Raw genomic sequence first — 17974 nt, 5'->3', positions numbered from 1 at the left:
TTCCATGCGACCGGTCGGCTGCAGGCCTCGTAGGACCCAGCCCAACCTTGGGCGCCCAATACTGGGGAAGTATCTTAACGCACTTTGACTGCTACAATGCATGGTTTAGAAAGAGCACACGAGGGTTTGACGCAGGCTTTGCGTTTGCCCAGCAAACACTTTAGCGGGGAGACGTGGGCGTATGAAGTACAAGACGACGGCAAAGTTGGTCATTCAAGCGTGCGACAAAGACCTGCCGGGCGTGTTCGGCCACGGCTGCGTCTTGCTGCTGCAGGGTATTGCCCACGAACACTCGCTCAACCGTGCCGCCAAGAGCATGGGCATGGCGTATTCCAAGGCCTGGCGCATCGTAAACGAGGCCGAAGGCCAGCTGGGCTGCAAGCTCATCGAGCGCGACGGAGCCCGCGGATCATCGCTCACCCCCGCCGGCGAGCGCGCCATAGCGGTCTACGAGGAGCTGCAGGCCGACATCAACAACGTCATCGCCACCAAAGCCAACGACCTCATCGCCAGCATCAATGCAGAGTAGTCCTTTTGGGACTGAATTGTTGTCCACCGTGCCCTCGGATTGAGGCTCGTGCCACAAAACGGGCCCATCTACTACGTTTAGCTGAATACCCTCGACCATACCGGACATTATGAAAATAAAACCGCTGGTAGACAGCTTGGCAATTTTCGAAATAGGCGGGTATGGTCGACCCCTATGGCTTAAACGTAGTAAATAGGCCGTTTTCGTGACACACACCCCGATTAGTTACTTTCGGAGCGCGTTGTCCAGGGTGGACGCTACAACCAGGGGGTCGTCGGTACCGGCGAAGAGGCGAATGGTGCTCCCCTGCTTGCCGCGCGGAGCAGAGAGTCGCGTCGTTGCGCCGCCGGCGGGCGATGTGCGAAACTCCCCCGGCAAAGCATCGAACAAATCGCCCGCACTGCGCTCGATAATGTCAAACTCAACTGCCGGACCAAAGCCGTGCTCGAGGATTCCAGTTGCAACCGCATGGTCGGGATGCGAGCTCAGTCCAGGATAGCGCACGGCGTGCACCATCTCATTGGCAGCCAAGTACTCGGCCAGCGCACGTGCGCGGTCGAAATGTGCCTGCATGCGGGCATCGAGCGAGTCCAGCCCGCGCTCCAGCACACCGGCCTCATCAGCAGGCAAATCAAGTTTGACCAAGCCACAGCCCTCAAGCAGAGCATGCGCGCACTCGGCAGCAGCATCCACACGATGGCGCTTGAGCTGCGAGCGCGCGACCGATATGGCAACCAACTTGTGCGGAGCCTCACCGGCGCACACGCGGTCAAGTGCCTCGAGCGACAGCACGGCACCCAAGCGCAACGGATCGCACCCAAAGACACCAGCCACGGTGTTATCCACCACGAGCAGCGCATGAGCCTCACGCGCGGCACGTCCTAACGCGCGCAGATCGGGCACGCGCAATCCAAACCCGCCAATAGAGTTGACGAACCACCACAGGTGCGGCCCCTCGACCTCAAACGAAGCATCAAAGCCCTCGGACGCAGCAGTAAACGCCGCAACCGACGGCTCCTCCACCATAGCCACGTCGCAGCACTCAAAGCCACGCGCAAACGCATCGGCAAAGTCATCGGCAAACGCAACCAGGCGATCGCCGGGACGTACAATCCCCAACAGAGACAGCGCCGCCGGCACATGCGGCGCTGCAGCAAGACGCGCCTCACGCGCGCCGGCCCTTGCAGCCCAGGCCTCTTCTAGCTGCTGTACGTCCACGCGGCACCGTCCCTTCATAAGCAAAAAACCCACGATGCGGGTGTTCCCCGCATCGTGGGCAACGGCTGCAGTATAGCGCCGATAGGCGACGAAACGCCTAGATGCTGAGCGTGTGATAGGTCACGCTCGCACCCGGAGCGTCAACGGTCACGCCATAGGCCTCGGGTGGCCAAAAGCGTCTGCAACGTCGAGCATCTCAAAGTTGGCATCCCAGCTGTCAAAGATACGATGCACCAACACCGCGAGTTCCTCGGCACACAGCAGGGGAAACGGCGCATCTGCCGCACCCTGAAGCGCGACCGACCCGCCCGAGCATGCCTCGAACAACGGCATCAAAAATGGGTCGGTTAATGCCGGCGATGCGGTATACAGATACGGCACGCGCAGGACTTTGGCTTGGATGCCGTCGCGCGATGCATAGTAACGGCACAGGTCGTTGGCAGCGCGGGCGATAATGCCCTTGCCCGTCTGGGCCCCACTGGCGGCCGTGGCGTCGTCGTCACATCCGCCAGTGGTGCCCTCTGCACCCGCGGGCCCCGCAATAAACAGCAGCTGCACATTGCGTCCCATACAGGCACGAAACACCGAGCGCAGCAGCCCAATGTCGCCAAAAGTCACGGTATGCGGGGTGAGGTAGGTAGAAAGGTAGACCACGCGCTCAAACTCGTAGGCCTGGTCCAGGTGCTGGAGGAGCTCTTTCCACGAAGCATGGGGCGACGACTCGTCGCGGCGCGTGTCCTGCGCGGCTACAACCTGCACATGGTCCCCGGGGAACGCCTTGGCACAAAAGTCATCGTCAACATATGCGGTGTTGCCAACAACCAGCACTTCCATGGCGCACCCCTCCCCTAAAATCCACTTTTGTCATAGTCAAACATGCGTATTTTACGCTGTCAACACGAGCTGGAGCGCCTTTAAGGCTGTTTTAAGAACTTTTTTAGGGAATGTGGGAGTGGCAACTCGTCCGACCCAGGCTCATTGAGAGGCTGCTATTCGCTCTGAAAAGGCACATCGCAATCTGCTGACAGCTCTGCGGGGAGAATGCCAGGCGATGTACATTGCTCTCGCACGAAATTGTTGGATGAAAGAAACGGTAGCTCTTTAGAATAGCTAACGGTAACCTTAGGAACGATATTGATACCCAAAGCAAGCTCGAACCTAGCGATCGTCTTCAGCGTCATATTGGGCTGAGAATTCAACAGCTTCGAAAGCGACTGAAGGCTCACGCCCATACGCTTTGCCAAATCGCTTTTGCTTAAACCCAGACGCTTCATCTCGCGATGAACAATAAACTCGATATCTAGCGCGTGTTCATAAGCGCGTGTTTCGCTGGTTTCTGTATCGGCGTAAAAATCAGATAAATCTACTTTATTCATTGTGTTCTCCGTTTCGAAAGCCAAGTATAAAAGTCAAGGCTCAGATTCCAGAAGTTGACGTGCTATTCTGGCCGATCATTGTTCGAGCGGTTAATTTCCGCTTAGGGTCTGACAACATTTTCTGGAATTGAGTGTTGTCGGGAGAAGCCGTCAATTCCCAAAACGGTCGACCCTTGAGGTCTCTATATTCGACAAGATCATATCCTTCTGCCAAAGGGCACCTCCCATTTCTAGATGAACTTAACTTATAGGTTAAGTTCATCCATTTAAATACATATAACGAGGTCCAGACAAGATTCCTCTGCCCCAATCGATAAACAAACCAGTCGAGCTTATGCAAAATCCGGAAGTGTGCGGCATATTCTAGACACGTCAACCACACTGGATAGTGGCAACGCTTCTACCTGCGGGTTCTTTTCATGAAAAGGACGATGTGCTCGAGGGTTCCAAAATTTGCCGCATGCTTCCGTCGGGCGTTTCCGGAAGTGCGGTGAAAAACCGAGATCGACAGACCAGACCCCTGTTTTAGCCTTCCGCGACCTGCGGTTTTGTTGCCGAAATTCGGTTTATGCTCGGAGGTTTCCGATTTTTCCCCGCACTTCCGAAAAGCACCCTTAAACCGCGCGTCCCGAAGCGGAAAACCGCCGGATATTTGTTCTCCCCAAATGAGATCCTTGTTTTGCCTGGCCGAATCTTACATCCAAACAAAAAAAGAGGACCGACGCATCAACCCTCTTCAGGTGTCGCCCGAAGGCTTCCAGCGCAATTGATTTAATTCTAATCGATATCACTTGTTTGACCACGATCACGTCAACCAGTAGAAGCCGCCCATGCTCGATCATTCCATTGCCGGGATGGTGCTTGGCTAGTACGTCACACATTGCATACATGAAAAAAGGGCAACACTCTCAATTTGAAAGCGTCACCCTTAAAGCTCCCAAAGAGCTTTTGTATTGCAGAAAGATACTCTACACTATCTTCCCTTGATTGGCGGGTCGAAACAGACACCATTGTGATTTCAAGCAGAAAGCGTTATATTAAGTATGCATTTGCACGTGGTGTTCGCACTATACGCTCAGATGCCATAGTTTACAAAGATGGCCTTCTTCATAGACGCTAGGTGGGATTACTCACTAGTAGCCGATATGTCGAAGGCCTTCTTGTACTTAAGGAAATCATACATTCTAATAAGCCGTTTCAGCTCGCTATTACCGTGGATTATCTTGCGATCGTCCATGATGAGCGCCCTCAGATATTCAAGCAACTTATTTAGATCGATCTCATCTTCTTCAAGTAGCACAAGCTTTTTAAATGCTTCCTCAAAGCCTTCGTTAGCTATAACAGACTGAACCGAGTGTCTAATTCCCGAATGATGATAGCTACCTTTTGCCTTTCGTAGGCTGTTGTTTAGAAAAGCATCTAAATCCTTCTTCTCATCTATTTCCTTTAGCATCCTTGGATTAAGAACTTCCCCTGAATACGCGCTTAAATACTTATACATGGGCAAACCACCCGAGTTAGAAGCAAGCAGCGAAGGAAGGTATTCCTCGACGGCAAGCTTAGGAGCAACATGTTCGTCATCAAACACAACATCACGATATAGAAGTTCGGCTTTGACCATATGCCCGTGCCCTAAAGAAGCATTCGCAACACCGATACCCAGCACAAGATGCTGTCCCTCCGGAAGTCTCTCGAGGTCGCTAAAACTCGCTTCAACTACCAGAGAGTCATTCGGATCGCCCTCATCAGCCAAGGCGTAGATGCTCCTGCGAAGCTCACGAATGATCCTGGGCGAGAAGGAGCATTTGGATTGTCCAATTGCTTCATACACTGCACCAAAATCGTTCGTCCTAATCTCGGTCATGCTTATCTCGCCAATACCTGGAAAGGTAAACGAATGAGTTGAGGTTGCGTTTTCTCCCCTAGTAAGGAAGATAAAGCGCTTTCTAAGCAACGCAAGATTGTTAGAACCGAGGCAGCGCGAAATCGACATGAGGATAGCTTGGATATCGGGGTCGTTAAGGGAATAACCGATAAAAATAATTGGGTATTCCATAAAAATAGTTAACAACTTGGCAGCCAAGTAATCCTGTGTTTCGGCGAGTTTTGCGTAATCTGCCTCCTCAAGAACCATAGATTCAGGATTATCCATAGAACCGTGGATCTTATAGATTTCACCCATTTCAAAAGTTCTGTGAAAGACGAGATCGTCTTGGCCAACAAAAACTTTAAACTCGGGAAATAGCGACTCCAGGAGACAGTCATAGTTGGTTGTTATAACTCCAGAGATACGCCGCCTGCCAACCTCTCTCAAGATATCAAGCTCATGCGTCATATATTCAGGTTTGAACGAGGATAACCTCTCGGCCGCCATGATCTTTAAAATAGATTTACGCTGACGAATGTCCTCTACATGATCGTTTCTAAAAGAAGCGAAGCGAGGGTCCTCAAGAACAGCTATGCGCATATCCTTATCAAGCATCGTCGCGGCAGAGGGCAATGCGCTATTGTCAGACTCATCTGGACAACGTGCCAGGTACGAGTCAAGCCGAAAGGGATCATCGGAAAGACGGGAACAGAGGTGCCTTAACAAACCAACCCAATCGTCGGTACCCATGTATCTACGGGAAAAGCCCGAGCCGACGAATAAATATGGGCTACGCCCCACCCCATTTATCAAACGTACAACGCTTTCTACAATGTCATCTCTTCCGACTTCCATCTAGCGCCTCCAAACAAGCTACTTCCATAAGTATAGAACATATGTTTGGATTTTACTAGAATTGCAAGACTTCATCGGAGACAAAGCTGCTCGACAATTGAAAATTCGAACCGCACAGGTGACCCAATATTCAGCAGTGTTCCGACGAGCAAATATTCATTTCGCGCCTCAGGCAATCTAGCGCAGCGGCATCAGTTAGAACGCCATGACTCTCTAGGAGTTCGATAAGTTGAGCGAAAGTCTAAAATTCCATCGCCAAAGTAACTCCTAAAATCAAAGGGCCGTTGCCGATAACAACCAAACAACGACCCTCCTTTGTCATCGCCTCACGTAGAGCCCACGACAACTGCATCACTAACTGGATGTTAACCTAGATGCGCAGTAATTGCGCATCCAAAAATGTTAATCATGTAGCAAATACTCTTCGCGTTGAAACTAATGCGAAGCATTTTCGCGTCCGTGCACGAGAATGCGCAATCAATATGCGGAAAGGCGAAGATGATTCACCTAGCCAACAACCATCCAGTCACTACCGGCAGTACTCGAAATCTTAGAGGAATCGCCGATGCACACGATGGTAGCCGAAGCATCGGGCACATACTTGACCTCAAGAACGGAAACACCTTGCTCCTTAAGCCTAGAGGTCATCTCGGTTAGCTGAGTTTTATTCACGTCATTTTTGCTGACCAGCTTAACGCCATTGGCAGCATTTTCATTCAGACAGGATACAACCGTGTTGTAATCGGACCAATAACAGTACTCTCCAGAAAGCCATCCAAGCTCAGTGGCGCATATCGATCCAGTCGCAGAAACAGTCTTTGGAAGCAATCCGTAGCGCTGCCTTTCCTCAAATTCCAGAACATCGCAAAATACGCGATTAGCATTAAGTAATCTCGTTCCACAATAGTCCCCGTAAAATGGCGCAAAGTGATTGCGGATAGTCCGCGACAACATCAAGTAGTCGTAGGTGTAATAGCCCATGAAAATTCGCAGACCGTCTCCCCCGGCCCCCTCAGCAGAACGGCCGAATTCAACAAGGAACTGGTCCCACATGCGCTCAATATAGGGAATTGCGAGCTTAACGCTATCCCTATCAGACAGAGGGGTATCGCTCGTCTGCTGCATTATTCCAGTGGTTTTTGCCAAATGGAAATGAGCGGCCATACGCTCGATCGTTCGGATGAACTCAGGACGATTCCCGTCCTCTATCGCCATAATTGCGAAGAAAACACTTCTCAACAGGAGATCATTCGAAAAACGCTGAGGTAAGAGATTACCATATTCGCGCTCGTATGCGAAGAGCCTGGCTTCGTCCGTATCAATTGAAGAGTAACTAGATACGGAGTACGACGGAACAACATATGACGGAATGACATATGAGTTCACACGGCTACACTTAATTTGATAACGCTTAAAAAAGGTGGAAATCCAAAAGGTCACAACACCAAATAATGCCAGCTCAAACTCAAAGGCAATACTCGAAGTATCAAGCACATCTAGTCCCTGGCCTCCGAGATAGCCATCGATAACAAAGTGATCGAATGCGACGGACAGCAAAAGAGACATGAACGCCTCGAATGAGAAAGGAAGAGTCCGGTACCGCAATTTACCCCTTGCATGCTTGATTACCCCAAGAAACAACCAATAGAAAAGGGTAGGCATGTATCGCAGCGAAGGACTTGGAACTGAAAACGCATCGCAAATCGCAGCCATAATAAACACCGGGAGCTGGCAACAAATTGTTGGAGCGAGAATTCGGTAGGCAACGTTCAACCTGCCCGACTCATCGGAGGGATACAGTTCTTCGACAGTGTATTGCCCTCCAATCGCCAAGGGCCCAGCAAAGCGGACAAGCTGAACGCTCAACAAACCGATAAAGACATAAAAGGCAATCCAAAGAATAGTGACCGATTCCACCTGTAAACAATCTCCTCAACTCATACGCTTGCTATTAATTGTAGATAGACAAAATTGAACAGGAAGCAAGAATATTTGAGACTGTTGTTTTACGCACCCCGAATCAACCAACATTCCCCAGAAAGTTCGCTGATGCTGACTGGTGCCCCCGTAAATAAATCCAACAAAATATGTGCGGAGTGCTGGCCTGGGGCTGCCTTCGGACCCTGTTGGTTGCTCACCGAGAGGCTAGCTATGAAACGACTCCTTTACTACCTGATCTGCGCGATCGCGTGCACGTTCATGGTCAGCGCGACGTTGCCCATGCCAGCCATTGCAGAAGCAATGCAGCCTCAATCAACAGCCGAGCAGCAGGCGCAAGCCGACGCCACGAACGGCGACACAGGCAAGGCTGAAGACGGCACCAACACAAAAGTGGCAGCAGATACCGTAGAGGACAGCACCGCCACATCAACCGGCACCAGCGCAGCCAACACGGAAAGCGCTGACGCCGCAACCGGCACCACCGTCCCATCCCTCCGCGCCCAAGCCAACCCCGCGCCCGAGGCAATCTCCGCCACGTCACAAACCGGCTACGCCCACTCCGCCACCGCAACCCAAAATGGCGTCACCTTCACCGTCTCGTGGAACGACGCCCCCGCGGGCACCGCGACGACCTTCCACGTAACCCAAGCCAACGGCTCGTCCCAGGCCAAGGCGCGCATGGACGTGCCCACCTATTGGGACGGCGGCAGCCAGGAAAGCGTCTGCGACCCGTCGCGCCAGGCATGGGCCAGCTACTACAGCCTGGGCACCACGGGCCACGACTTTACCTTTGACTTCACGGCATCGGGCACGTACCGCATCTACTTCTACTTTATGGACAACGACAGAAACGACCCCCAAAACGACAAGGGGATCTACTACCTGCGCACCACGGCGGAGGTAACCGTAAACGACGCCGCCCGCCCAAGCGTCACGCAGATCGTCAACGACGCCGTGGCCCAGTGCAGGCAAGAGGCAAACGGCTCGGAATACGACATGGCGCTGTGGCTCCACGACCGGACGCTCGACCAGCTGGAGTACGACCACAGCCTCAACTGGTGCTCGGCCGAAAGCGGCCTCACGCGCCACCAGGGCACCTGCGAAAGCTACCAGCGCATCTATTCCAAGCTCCTTGACGCCGCGGGCATCGCCAACGGCCGCATCACCGGTAACGGCCACACCTGGAACGCCGTAAAGATCGACAGCAAATGGTGCCAGATGGACCTAACCTGGGACGACACCAGCGACAATTGGTACGGAGACCTGGACCAGCGCCATCTGTACTTTGGCCTGACCGACGAGCTCATGGCAATCGCCCACTCCGACCACACGGCCAACTTTAAAAAGAACGACTACGCCTACCGCTCGACCGACCTATCCAACAATTACTTTGTGCGAAATGGCAAGGCCGATGAATGGGCAGAAAAGTACGCCGACCGCATTCAGCAGCACCTGGATGCCAAGGAAGAGAGTTTTTCCATCGCTGCTGATAACCAGTCCATCCCACAGAGCATCTCGGGGATTCAGAATGGGATTGTTGCTTATGCTATGAATCAGAGAGAGTGGAAGACTGATGGCGCCAAGGTTGAGCTTACTGCGGCATCTAGCGTCACAAAAGAATCGAACAGCAAATGGAGCGCCAAGTACGACCTCACAGCAAGCTATGAGACCACGTACGCCATAACAACCATGCCGAGGACTGTGAAGTATACAACGGAGCCCAAGCCGAATTCACCGTAACGGCACCAAGCGCGACATCGTTCCAATGGCAATGCTCCGACAACGGAGGTTCAAGTTGGTTCAACACGGGTATAGGCGGCGAAACTTCCAGGCAGAAAACCCTGAGGTTTGCATCCAATGCCCAGCTCGCGAAGAGGCTCTACCGCTGCCTAGTCTCGTTCCCGAACAGCAGCACCCTCGCAAGCGAGCCCGCACGCCTCGTCCTTGTCGCCCGATACGCCATCAGCTCCCAGCCCGAAGACTGCACAACTGCCGCAGGGTCAACAGCGTTCTTCGCCATCGAAGCAGAGCGGGCTACTTCGTTCCAGTGGCAATGCTCCGACAATGAGGGCAGATCATGGTACAACACGGGGATCGGAGGTGAGACTTCCACGCAGGCGAGAATCGAGTTCACTGCAAGTACGGGATTGTCAAAACGCCGCTATAGATGCTTGGCATTCTTCCCTGATGGGACTAGCTCGGCTTCAAACACTGCGCAACTAAAACTAAGCGCTAACCAAATAACCGGGCAACCGCGAGACACGGCCGCCTCGACAGGATCCGAAGCGTCTTTCTCCGTGCGAGCCCTAGGTGCCATCTCGTACCAGTGGCAATGTTCCGACAATGATGGGAAGGGCTGGTACGACACCGGGATTGGCAATGCCGCCTCAAAGCTGCCTACGCTGCGGTTCACCGCCAGTGCCGCACTTGCGAAACGTCTCTACAGGTGCGTTGTCACCTTCCAGGATGGAACAACAGCTGCGACTCAAAACGCCAAACTCTCGTTATTGTCGAATAAAGAGAGGATCACCACGCAGCCGAAAGATTGCGCAACGAGCGCAGGAATTGAGGCCTCGTTCTCAATCGACGCTGAGCACGCGGCCGCATTTCAATGGCAATGTTCTGACAACGGAGGCAGGACCTGGCACAACACCGCAATCGGAGGTGTCACCTCGAAAAGTTGCACCATAAGTTTCATTGCAACCGAAGGCTTGGCAAAGAGGCTGTTTCGATGCTTAGTCTACCTCGAAGACGGTTCGACGCAAGCCTCCGAGGCAGCCAAGCTGCTTCTGCGGTAAAGGCGATCTCATACTTTGAAGCGCCCGCAAAGCCGCTACCGGATATCACAGACCCCACGGCCACCGGAGACGTACAAAGTGTCACCAACCACCATGTCGCCCATGGGGCTGGCCAACATCACAGCGAATTCCGCGATCTCCTCGGGCATGGCGAACCTGCCAAGTCTGTTGTCCTCAGCAGAGATGCTGTCACCCTCCTCGACGCCAAGAAGAGGAGTCGCCGTGCTGCCGGGCGCAATCGCGTTGACTACAATGCCATGAGGAACGAGGGCGGAAGCCATGCCCTCAGTGATGCCCTTCAGACCCCACTTCGATACGCGGTAGGGAGACCATGCGGGCTCGTTGCCAGCCGAGGATGAGACGATAAGGATATGCCCATTGCTGACCTTATCGGAAATCATGTGCTTTGCAACAGACTGCACCATGAAGTAGACGCCGCGCAGGTTGATGTCCAAGATGCGATCGTATTCCTCAACTGAAAAATCGAGAAACCCGCCCATGGAGACGTCCTCGGTGTGAACGCCGGCAGAATTGACTAGGATATCGATGGGGCCGTAGAATGCCACCGCCTCGTCGATGACTTTCGAAAAGGTCTCTGGCTCGGCAAGGTCGACAACAACCCCGGCGCACTTCTCGCCAAGCTCTAACACCACCTTGTCGACCTTCGCGCGCCTAGTGCCGGCGATGACAACATTCGCGCCGTTCTTCAGGAACGCCTTGGCGACCGCCTTGCCGATTCCACCTGAGCCTCCCACTACGAGGGCAGTCTTCCCCTTGAGCAGGCATTCATCGCCGACGGTCTGCATCACAGGCTGTATATTCTTGGCTTTGAGAGCGACGATGCCCTGCTTGATTGCGTGCTTTAGATTCGCCATGCACCTACTCCTCGACATCCATGAACTTGCCTTTATCAGCCTCGAGCCCCTTCCGGTTTCGATCTATGACCAGCTTCGCGTAAAGCACGGGTGCCATGCCGCAGCATGCGATCTTTACCTTCTCGGAACGGCCGACTTCGCTGTTCTTGAACACGGACAGCCAGTTCTTCCTAACGTACGCTGCACATTCTTTCGCGAGTTTGCCTTCGGAGTCCATTTCATCCGCACCTATTATCTGAGTGAGTAGGAACTCGTAGTTTCGCCAGATATGCCAATCGCATGCGTGGCGAACCATCGGAGTGTCCAGAGTCAGGTTCTCTTTAATGAATTTAATATTTCCGAGGGCATTCTTGCCATTTTGAACGTTGTAGTTGGTAAGACCGCTCCCCAAGTTATTCAAACGGTAGTTGTAGACCTTACGTCTACCAACGCCCACATGATTAGAGTGCTGTGCAACCTCGGTAGCAAAGTACAGACCCTCGCCGAACCAAGGAACGGAAAACGAAATATTGTTGTCGACAACTACAGAACGTTTGTACAACTTATTCCAAGGCCCCAGCCGCATAAAGGGATAGATGATGACAGAGGTGGCGCGCTCTGCCGACCAGGTCTCCCGGACGTCCTCAACAATCTGCTCCCTATCACGCGTTGTAAAGAGATTCACCGAGTAGGACATGTCGGAGCCAGTGCTCTCAGCCAAGTCGACCAAATATTCAACGCAATCGGGCTCCAGCCAGTCGTCACCGTCCACGATCATGAGATAGTCACCCGTCGCGACACCAAGTCCCGCATTCCTAGCGGAGCAAGTGCCGCCATTAGGCTTGTGAATAACAATAGCCCTAGGGTCACGTGCAGCATAGTCATCACAGATGCGACCGCTGTCATCGGGAGAACCATCGTCAACGAGAATAATCTGGAGATTCTTGTGGGTTTGAACCTCAAAGGAATGAAGAAGCTTCGGCAGAAATTGTTCAGATTTGTAAACAGCGACGATGATGGAAACAGATGGCTGACTCAAAATAGGACCTTCCATTCATTATTCTAGCGAGCAAGACGGGCAGAGAACTCGCCAACGGTGTCACAAAGGAACTCCGAGGAGGACTCACGGTTGACGGCAAGCGACTCATTGACGCCCGCCCAATCAAAATCGTTGAGGCAAAGCTCTTCTGGCTGAAGCTCCGTGCTTATGCGGGAATCCAACCCGTAGCGAGAAAGAATTGCCTTGTTACGCTCCGCATACTGCTCAGGCAGAATATCGACAAAGGGCGTATTGAACAGCAACGAAAAAGCAGTCCCGTGGAATGAGTCCGTGAGCACGCAGGTGGCATTGTCAAACAGCCAAAGGAATTCGTGAAGCGAAGGGTAGAACAAATTCTTCCCCATCGTCTTACGAAGCGACGGACGAATGCTAACGACCTCGAGGCCGAGTGACTTGCATGCGGCAGCAGAATAGCGGTCGAATGCATCGCTTGGATGCAGGTTGTAGATCAGGCAATACTCCCCATTCACCCCGCGGGGCGCACGAGGCTCAACACGATCAAACCAGGCCTCCTTTGAGAGCAGGTGCACGGGGTCGACAACGGTTTGCGCCTCAAGTCCCATTTCCTCAAGAGTTTTCTGCCCACTTTCCTCGCGCACTGAAAGCCTATCAAAGCGCGCAAACGCTTTGGCGGCACGTTCGCGTTCGCGTGGATCGAGGCCATTTTTACCAAAGGAGGAAGAGAAGGAGAACTTGTAGGCATCGTCTGATGCGCCCTCCAAAAGGTAGGCACCCTCGATGTTTCCATCGGACATGATATTCCACACTTGGTCGCCTCCCACACAAAGGACAGGATACTCTGCAAGAAGCTTACCGAGCTCTTCTGAGTCGGTAACCCTACGGCTCTGCCTCAGCAAATCACTCCTCATCGCCTCGAACTTACGGGCACCAATCGCTTTTGGAATCGCACGAATCGGACCGAGCGCGCCAGAGGTCCTCATGGCATCTGCTAAAGGAAAGTCCCGGGGGATGCGGTAGTCAACATACTCAGCATTGATACCCATTGAGGCGAACGCATCCTGAAGGGCATATGCTTGCAGAATGGAACCGTAGTTCGGCACTGCATGGCGTGACAATATACCGACGCACTTTTTCATTTCTTATTCCTTACCTTTCGCAATCGGCGGTAACGCTTCGAGATGGAAACAAGTATCCGCGCGCGAGCCAAATGCGACTCACACACATAATTGCCTCAGTAAGGCAGCGGATAAAGCAAATAGTCTGCATGCTCGCAACCCCCATCGCAGACACGGTCAAGAGCGAAACGATGCAAAATACAGCAGAACCCACTGTGGTATAGGTAACCTCAGCGACTTTGCCAGAGGCACCAAGAATCGGCCAGCCGACCATCGTTGCATAAAAGGAAAACAGGAGTACGGGTGAAGCCCAGGCGATAACCCAGGAACCTGATAGATAGTCCTTGCCACCGAGCACGAGCATAACTACATCGGAAAGCGCTGCGAAAGCGATGGTGCCAATGAGCAGGACGGGTATTGAGACAAGAAGCAGCTTCCTTGCAAAACCGTAGTCACCCCCCTTGACCATATGTGGGTACAGACTGTTCACAATTGGCGAATAAAGGGACTGGATGGCATTAATTGCAGTCACAGCAAGGGACCAGTAGGAAATCATGGCCTTGTTGGTAATCACGATTCCAATCAAGAGCGTAGTGAAACCGGAAAAAACGACGGAGGCCATGTTCGAGAAACAATAGAGCGCGGAAACCTTCAGCTCTGAAAGCGCCTCGCATAGGGGCACGAACGTAATGGTGGTACCGAACATTCGCTTGGCGGAAATGAAAGACCAGGCAAGGGCAATAACGCTCGAAAAGATGTCGAGAATAGGAATCCACAGAATGTCATCGATAGAATGGACAACGATGAACGTCAAGGCAGTAGAGACACCCTTCGAGACAAAATAGCGAGTCGTCAATGGACCCATGTTTTCATGTCCCTGGAAAAGAAAGTCTGGAGCAAGTGCCTTACCGAATACAGCAACAAATGCAAACATGGTATATAGCATGTTCGAATGAGTAATGGGGATAAACCAGGCAACAACAACAACGACAGCGCCGGTCACTACACCAAGCAACAGGCGAGCCTCTGTCACAGCACCAATAGCCCGGTTCTCCTCTTCGACAGTCTCGGATTTTGCTATGCATTTAGTACCGGAAAGGTTGAAGCCAAAATCGACGAAAGTCTGGGCGAAAGTCATGAACGACACAACATACGCGTAGATCGCATAACCCTCCGGCAGAAGCACACGTGTCAGATAAGGCAGCGTAATGAGGGGAAAAATGTACTTAACAATCTGCAGTCCGTACTGCCAAACGACATTGCTGTAGAAACGTTTGTGTTGAGAACTCAAAGTGAAATCTCCAGACGATATAAGCTAGATAAGTTAATGGGAAAAGACGCACATATAAGGAACAACATGGCTGAAGTTCAAAATGCCATATAGATAGATAAAAACGATAATGACAAACATCGCATATAAGCTTTTTACAATGAGAATCGATGGACAAGTACCGCGATCGCACGAACAAAAAAGCCTTGGAATCGCAATGATACAGATCGACGTGAAGTAGACAGCAATCCTAGAAAACAGCATTACGTATTTAGACAAGACGCACACGACAACTCCAACCATCAAAAGGTTGAACAGGAATATGGTGTGCCTGTCTAACGTTATTGAGCTAACATTTTTAACCCAGAAAAATATTGCAAGACCAATCGAACAAATCAATAAATCGGCAACGTCTATGTTGCCGCTCGATAAAAACTGATTAGACAGATGTTCAACGCTTGCGTATCTTGCAATCTGCGGTGAAACTGCAATTCCAAAAGATAGAAGCGCGGAAGAGATGGCTCCGCCGAAAACAATGGCGCACACAAACGTGAAAAAGGATTTCAAGCTATCCGGACGCCACCCCCTCAATACAACCAAAGGAATGAAGAGCAGAGCCGTAGAGTGAAATAACGATGCCGCCAAAACAGCTATACAAAATTTAGTTGTATCACCTCGAGTAGCAAAAGGAAGAGCATTCAACAGAATTGACGCGGCAAGTGCCTGCCTAATCCCATTGGATGAGAAAAAGAGAAAACCTCCGAACAAAAATATGTAGACACCCCAAATTGGTCCTAAAGATTGACTATAAATAGCTCTATAAACTAAAAAGACCGTAAGAAAGGAGGTAACGAAAAACATGCTGTGGTAATCAAGGCCGAATAAAATGAGCAATCTACAAAGAGTCACAAATCCCAACTCAAAACGACTGGCAAACCCAGCCTGTATTTCGTTGTAGCCTTTGACATAAATATCGTAGTAATCTGTTCCGAAACCTTCTCTTATACCAAAAGCAATAGCAACAGTTAATCCACTTAAGACAAAAAAACCCAGTCTCGGCTGTTTTAGGGTTCGTCTTTGCTTTAAATCGCATACCGAAAGAAAGGCAAAAAAAACTGAGACGAAAAAAAGGCAACTGTAAAATATCATTTGCCGATAACCTTTCCGGTCAATTTGCCATAAAAGCTGTATGCGAAGCTGTGCAGGGCAGGAGAGACCGCGAACAGAAGGCAGCGAAGGCGCCAAGTCCTGTCAACAAACGTACTAGCTGCAACGGTCCAACACTGCTTTCTGGCTTTAAAAATAAATGCCTTTGCTGACTCTATGTCAGAGCATTTGGACAAATCGAGCCTTGAAGCTATGCGAAGCGAACAGAAGGCCTCAAAACATGCAAAGGCGTCAAAAAACTCAGGCTTTTCCCGCACAACCCGCCTAACGACATCAAGAGAGGCAGACATTCCGTCGAGCTGGGCATCACCATAACTCTTGATTGTGGTAATAGACCCTTCACGCGCCAGATAACCATATAGCTCAGCATCAAATATGCATGCTTTATCAATCGTCGAAAAAACAGTAGCCTCTACACCAAAATCTTCAAATAGCTGACCATCGGGAAATACCAAAAGCGGCAGAAGCTTCTTTGCATATAACTTTGCGCACGCAGAACCGGACTCACCATCAAGCAGCAGCAAGCTTTCAAGCAAACGGTCACCAGAAACAACCTCAACGGGGCCGAGCTGTCCACCCTTAAAATCTTCGGTACATGAAATTTTTTTATACTTGCAAGTAACAAGAGAAACATCGTTCTCAAGGGCGATCTCGACAAGAAGCTCAATCGTTCTTATATCAAGAACGTCGTCGCCGTCTACAAACATTATGTATTCACCGGTGCAGTGTTTAACGCCGAAATTACGCGCCGAGGAGAGCCCACCGTTTATCTTATGGAGAATTTTAACGCGCGAGTCAGCCTCGACAACGCTTTCGATTAACTCAACTGTGTCATCAGTTGAGCCATCATCCACAATGATAATCTCTAGGTTAGCATATGTCTGCACCAGCAGCGATCTTATGCACGAGCAGGCATAAGAACCCAAATTATACATGGGCACGATTACGCTCACGCATGGGCAATCAGATTCAGAAGCCAGATATCTCATAGAGTTAGATAGAACCTTTCGAAGAAATAGCGTCCAGGTACTCCCCAAGCTCTTCCTCCCAGTCGGGCATGTGGAAGCCCGCGGCCTCGAGCTTCGAGAGGTCGAGCGCGGAGTGGACCGGGCGCGGGGCGATGGGGTCCGAGGCGTTCGCGTAGTAGTCGGCGGTGCTGACCGGGACCACGTTCTCCCCGTTGCCGTTGGCGGCCTCGAAGACGGCGCGGGCGATGTCCGCCCAGGACTTCACCGCGCCGGATCCGGTGCAGTCGTAGGTGCCGTAGGGGGCGTGCGTCCCCAGCACGTGGAAGATGGCCTCGGCCATGTCGCGTGTGAAGGTCAGGCGGCCCAGCTGGTCGTCCACGACCGTGATCTGCTCGAGCCCGTCCTCGGGGTCGGCGACGCGGTCGGACAGCGCCCTCATCGTCTTGACGAAGTTGCGGCCCTCGCCGATGACCCAGGAGCTGCGCATGATGTAGTGGCGCGGGCAGCCGGCCACGGCGATGTCGCCGGCGGCCTTGGTCTGGCCGTAGACGGACAGCGGGCTGAGGGGCTCGTCCTCCGTGTGGACCTCGACCGTGCCGTCGAAGACGTAGTCGGAGGACACGTGGACGAGCGTGATCCCGTGCGCGACGCAGGTGCGGGCGAGCAGCGCCGGCCCGGTCGCGTTGGCCTTCCAGGCGATGGCGCGGCCCTCGGGGGTCTCCGCCCTGTCCACGGCCGTGTAGGCGCCGCAGTTGATCACGGTGCCGTAGAGCGACCAGTCGTATTTTGAGTAGGAGTCCGGGTCGGACATGTCGAAGGTGTCGATGTCGCAGAAGTCGAAGTCCTTCGCCACGCCGCGCTCCTCGGCGAGCGCGCGCACCGCGCGGCCCAGCTGGCCGTTGCAGCCGGTGACGAGGGTGCGCCTGGGCGCCATGGGGACGACGTCCTTGAGCATCGGGTGGTTCAGGTCCGCCTCGGAGACGGTGGCCTCATCC

At 52.4% G+C, this 17974-nt stretch carries 14 protein-coding genes; 2 read left to right on the top strand and 12 right to left on the bottom strand.

Annotation, left to right across the window (positions count from 1 at the left end; all coding sequences use genetic code 11):
• The first annotated feature begins 181 nt into the window (after positions 1 to 181).
• Positions 182 to 529, top strand: coding sequence for a winged helix-turn-helix domain-containing protein (locus DWY51_RS01245; protein WP_117769582.1), 348 nt, complete (start codon positions 182 to 184; stop codon positions 527 to 529).
• Positions 530 to 754: 225 nt separating this feature from the next.
• On the opposite strand, the gene DWY51_RS01240 is transcribed toward DWY51_RS01245, so the two are convergent.
• The 5 genes from DWY51_RS01240 to DWY51_RS01220 form a co-directional block, all read right to left on the bottom strand.
• Positions 755 to 1747, bottom strand: coding sequence for a PLP-dependent transferase (locus tag DWY51_RS01240; protein ID WP_158556884.1), 993 nt, complete (start codon positions 1745 to 1747; stop codon positions 755 to 757).
• 147 nt (positions 1748 to 1894) lie between these two features.
• Positions 1895 to 2581, bottom strand: a complete 687-nt coding sequence (locus DWY51_RS01235) for a hypothetical protein (RefSeq protein WP_117769580.1) — start codon at positions 2579 to 2581, stop codon at positions 1895 to 1897.
• A gap of 155 nt (positions 2582 to 2736) precedes the next feature.
• Positions 2737 to 3123, bottom strand: a complete 387-nt coding sequence (locus DWY51_RS01230) for a helix-turn-helix transcriptional regulator (RefSeq protein ID WP_117769579.1) — start codon at positions 3121 to 3123, stop codon at positions 2737 to 2739.
• 1126 nt (positions 3124 to 4249) lie between these two features.
• Positions 4250 to 5845: an SIR2 family protein gene (locus tag DWY51_RS01225; protein WP_117769578.1), complete on the bottom strand. Its 1596-nt coding sequence runs from the start codon at positions 5843 to 5845 to the stop codon at positions 4250 to 4252.
• 507 nt (positions 5846 to 6352) lie between these two features.
• On the bottom strand, positions 6353 to 7762 hold the full coding sequence (locus tag DWY51_RS01220; protein WP_117769577.1) for a hypothetical protein: 1410 nt from the start codon (positions 7760 to 7762) through the stop codon (positions 6353 to 6355).
• Positions 7763 to 7996: 234 nt separating this feature from the next.
• On the opposite strand from DWY51_RS01220, the gene DWY51_RS01215 reads away from it, so the two are divergent.
• The gene (locus DWY51_RS01215) at positions 7997 to 9526 is read left to right on the top strand and encodes a hypothetical protein (protein ID WP_117769576.1); all 1530 of its coding nucleotides are present in this window, start codon (positions 7997 to 7999) and stop codon (positions 9524 to 9526) included.
• Positions 9527 to 10619: 1093 nt separating this feature from the next.
• Here the strand turns inward: DWY51_RS01215 and DWY51_RS01205 are convergent.
• The 7 genes from DWY51_RS01205 to DWY51_RS01175 are packed head-to-tail and all read right to left on the bottom strand — an operon-like array spanning position 10620 to position 17913.
• Positions 10620 to 11459, bottom strand: a complete 840-nt coding sequence (locus DWY51_RS01205; RefSeq protein WP_158556883.1) for an SDR family NAD(P)-dependent oxidoreductase — start codon at positions 11457 to 11459, stop codon at positions 10620 to 10622.
• 4 nt (positions 11460 to 11463) lie between these two features.
• Positions 11464 to 12492 (bottom strand): glycosyltransferase, encoded by a 1029-nt coding sequence (locus DWY51_RS01200; protein ID WP_117769572.1) that lies wholly within the window; start codon positions 12490 to 12492, stop codon positions 11464 to 11466.
• 8 nt (positions 12493 to 12500) lie between these two features.
• A complete protein-coding gene (locus DWY51_RS01195; protein ID WP_117769570.1) occupies positions 12501 to 13595 on the bottom strand; it encodes a polysaccharide pyruvyl transferase family protein in 1095 nt (364 codons plus the stop codon).
• A 10-nt stretch (positions 13596 to 13605) separates the two neighbouring features.
• The gene (locus DWY51_RS01190; protein ID WP_158556882.1) at positions 13606 to 14865 is read right to left on the bottom strand and encodes an oligosaccharide flippase family protein; all 1260 of its coding nucleotides are present in this window, start codon (positions 14863 to 14865) and stop codon (positions 13606 to 13608) included.
• 33 nt (positions 14866 to 14898) lie between these two features.
• Positions 14899 to 15993, bottom strand: a complete 1095-nt coding sequence (locus tag DWY51_RS01185) for an EpsG family protein (protein ID WP_117769566.1) — start codon at positions 15991 to 15993, stop codon at positions 14899 to 14901.
• Positions 15990 to 17000 (bottom strand): glycosyltransferase family 2 protein, encoded by a 1011-nt coding sequence (locus DWY51_RS01180; protein ID WP_117769564.1) that lies wholly within the window; start codon positions 16998 to 17000, stop codon positions 15990 to 15992. The genes DWY51_RS01185 and DWY51_RS01180 overlap by 4 nt, the downstream gene beginning before the upstream one ends.
• 4 nt (positions 17001 to 17004) lie before the next feature.
• Positions 17005 to 17913, bottom strand: coding sequence for a sugar nucleotide-binding protein (locus DWY51_RS01175; protein WP_233504594.1), 909 nt, complete (start codon positions 17911 to 17913; stop codon positions 17005 to 17007).
• Positions 17914 to 17974 lie beyond the last annotated feature (61 nt).

It is taken from the genome of Collinsella sp. AF25-2LB (assembly GCF_003458415.1).
In the GTDB taxonomy this organism is placed as follows: Bacteria; Actinomycetota; Coriobacteriia; order Coriobacteriales; family Coriobacteriaceae; genus Collinsella.
Note: the sequence above shows the minus strand (reverse complement) of the source record. Positions and strands in the feature narration are given on the sequence as shown.

Bases quoted from the DNA above. Each gene is read 5' to 3' on its own strand.
- DWY51_RS01230 (WP_117769579.1), bottom strand. From the start codon at position 3,123: ATGAATAAAGTAGATTTATCTGATTTTTACGCCGATACAGAAACCAGC.
- DWY51_RS01180 (WP_117769564.1), bottom strand. From the start codon at position 17,000: ATGAGATATCTGGCTTCTGAATCTGATTGCCCATGCGTGAGCGTAATC.
- DWY51_RS01245 (WP_117769582.1), top strand. From the start codon at position 182: ATGAAGTACAAGACGACGGCAAAGTTGGTCATTCAAGCGTGCGACAAA.
- DWY51_RS01200 (WP_117769572.1), bottom strand. From the start codon at position 12,492: ATGGAAGGTCCTATTTTGAGTCAGCCATCTGTTTCCATCATCGTCGCT.
- DWY51_RS01225 (WP_117769578.1), bottom strand. From the start codon at position 5,845: ATGGAAGTCGGAAGAGATGACATTGTAGAAAGCGTTGTACGTTTGATA.
- DWY51_RS01185 (WP_117769566.1), bottom strand. From the start codon at position 15,993: ATGATATTTTACAGTTGCCTTTTTTTCGTCTCAGTTTTTTTTGCCTTT.
- DWY51_RS01235 (WP_117769580.1), bottom strand. From the start codon at position 2,581: ATGGAAGTGCTGGTTGTTGGCAACACCGCATATGTTGACGATGACTTT.
- DWY51_RS01195 (WP_117769570.1), bottom strand. From the start codon at position 13,595: ATGAAAAAGTGCGTCGGTATATTGTCACGCCATGCAGTGCCGAACTAC.
- DWY51_RS01175 (WP_233504594.1), bottom strand. From the start codon at position 17,913: ATGGCGCCCAGGCGCACCCTCGTCACCGGCTGCAACGGCCAGCTGGGC.
- DWY51_RS01215 (WP_117769576.1), top strand. From the start codon at position 7,997: ATGAAACGACTCCTTTACTACCTGATCTGCGCGATCGCGTGCACGTTC.
- DWY51_RS01205 (WP_158556883.1), bottom strand. From the start codon at position 11,459: ATGGCGAATCTAAAGCACGCAATCAAGCAGGGCATCGTCGCTCTCAAA.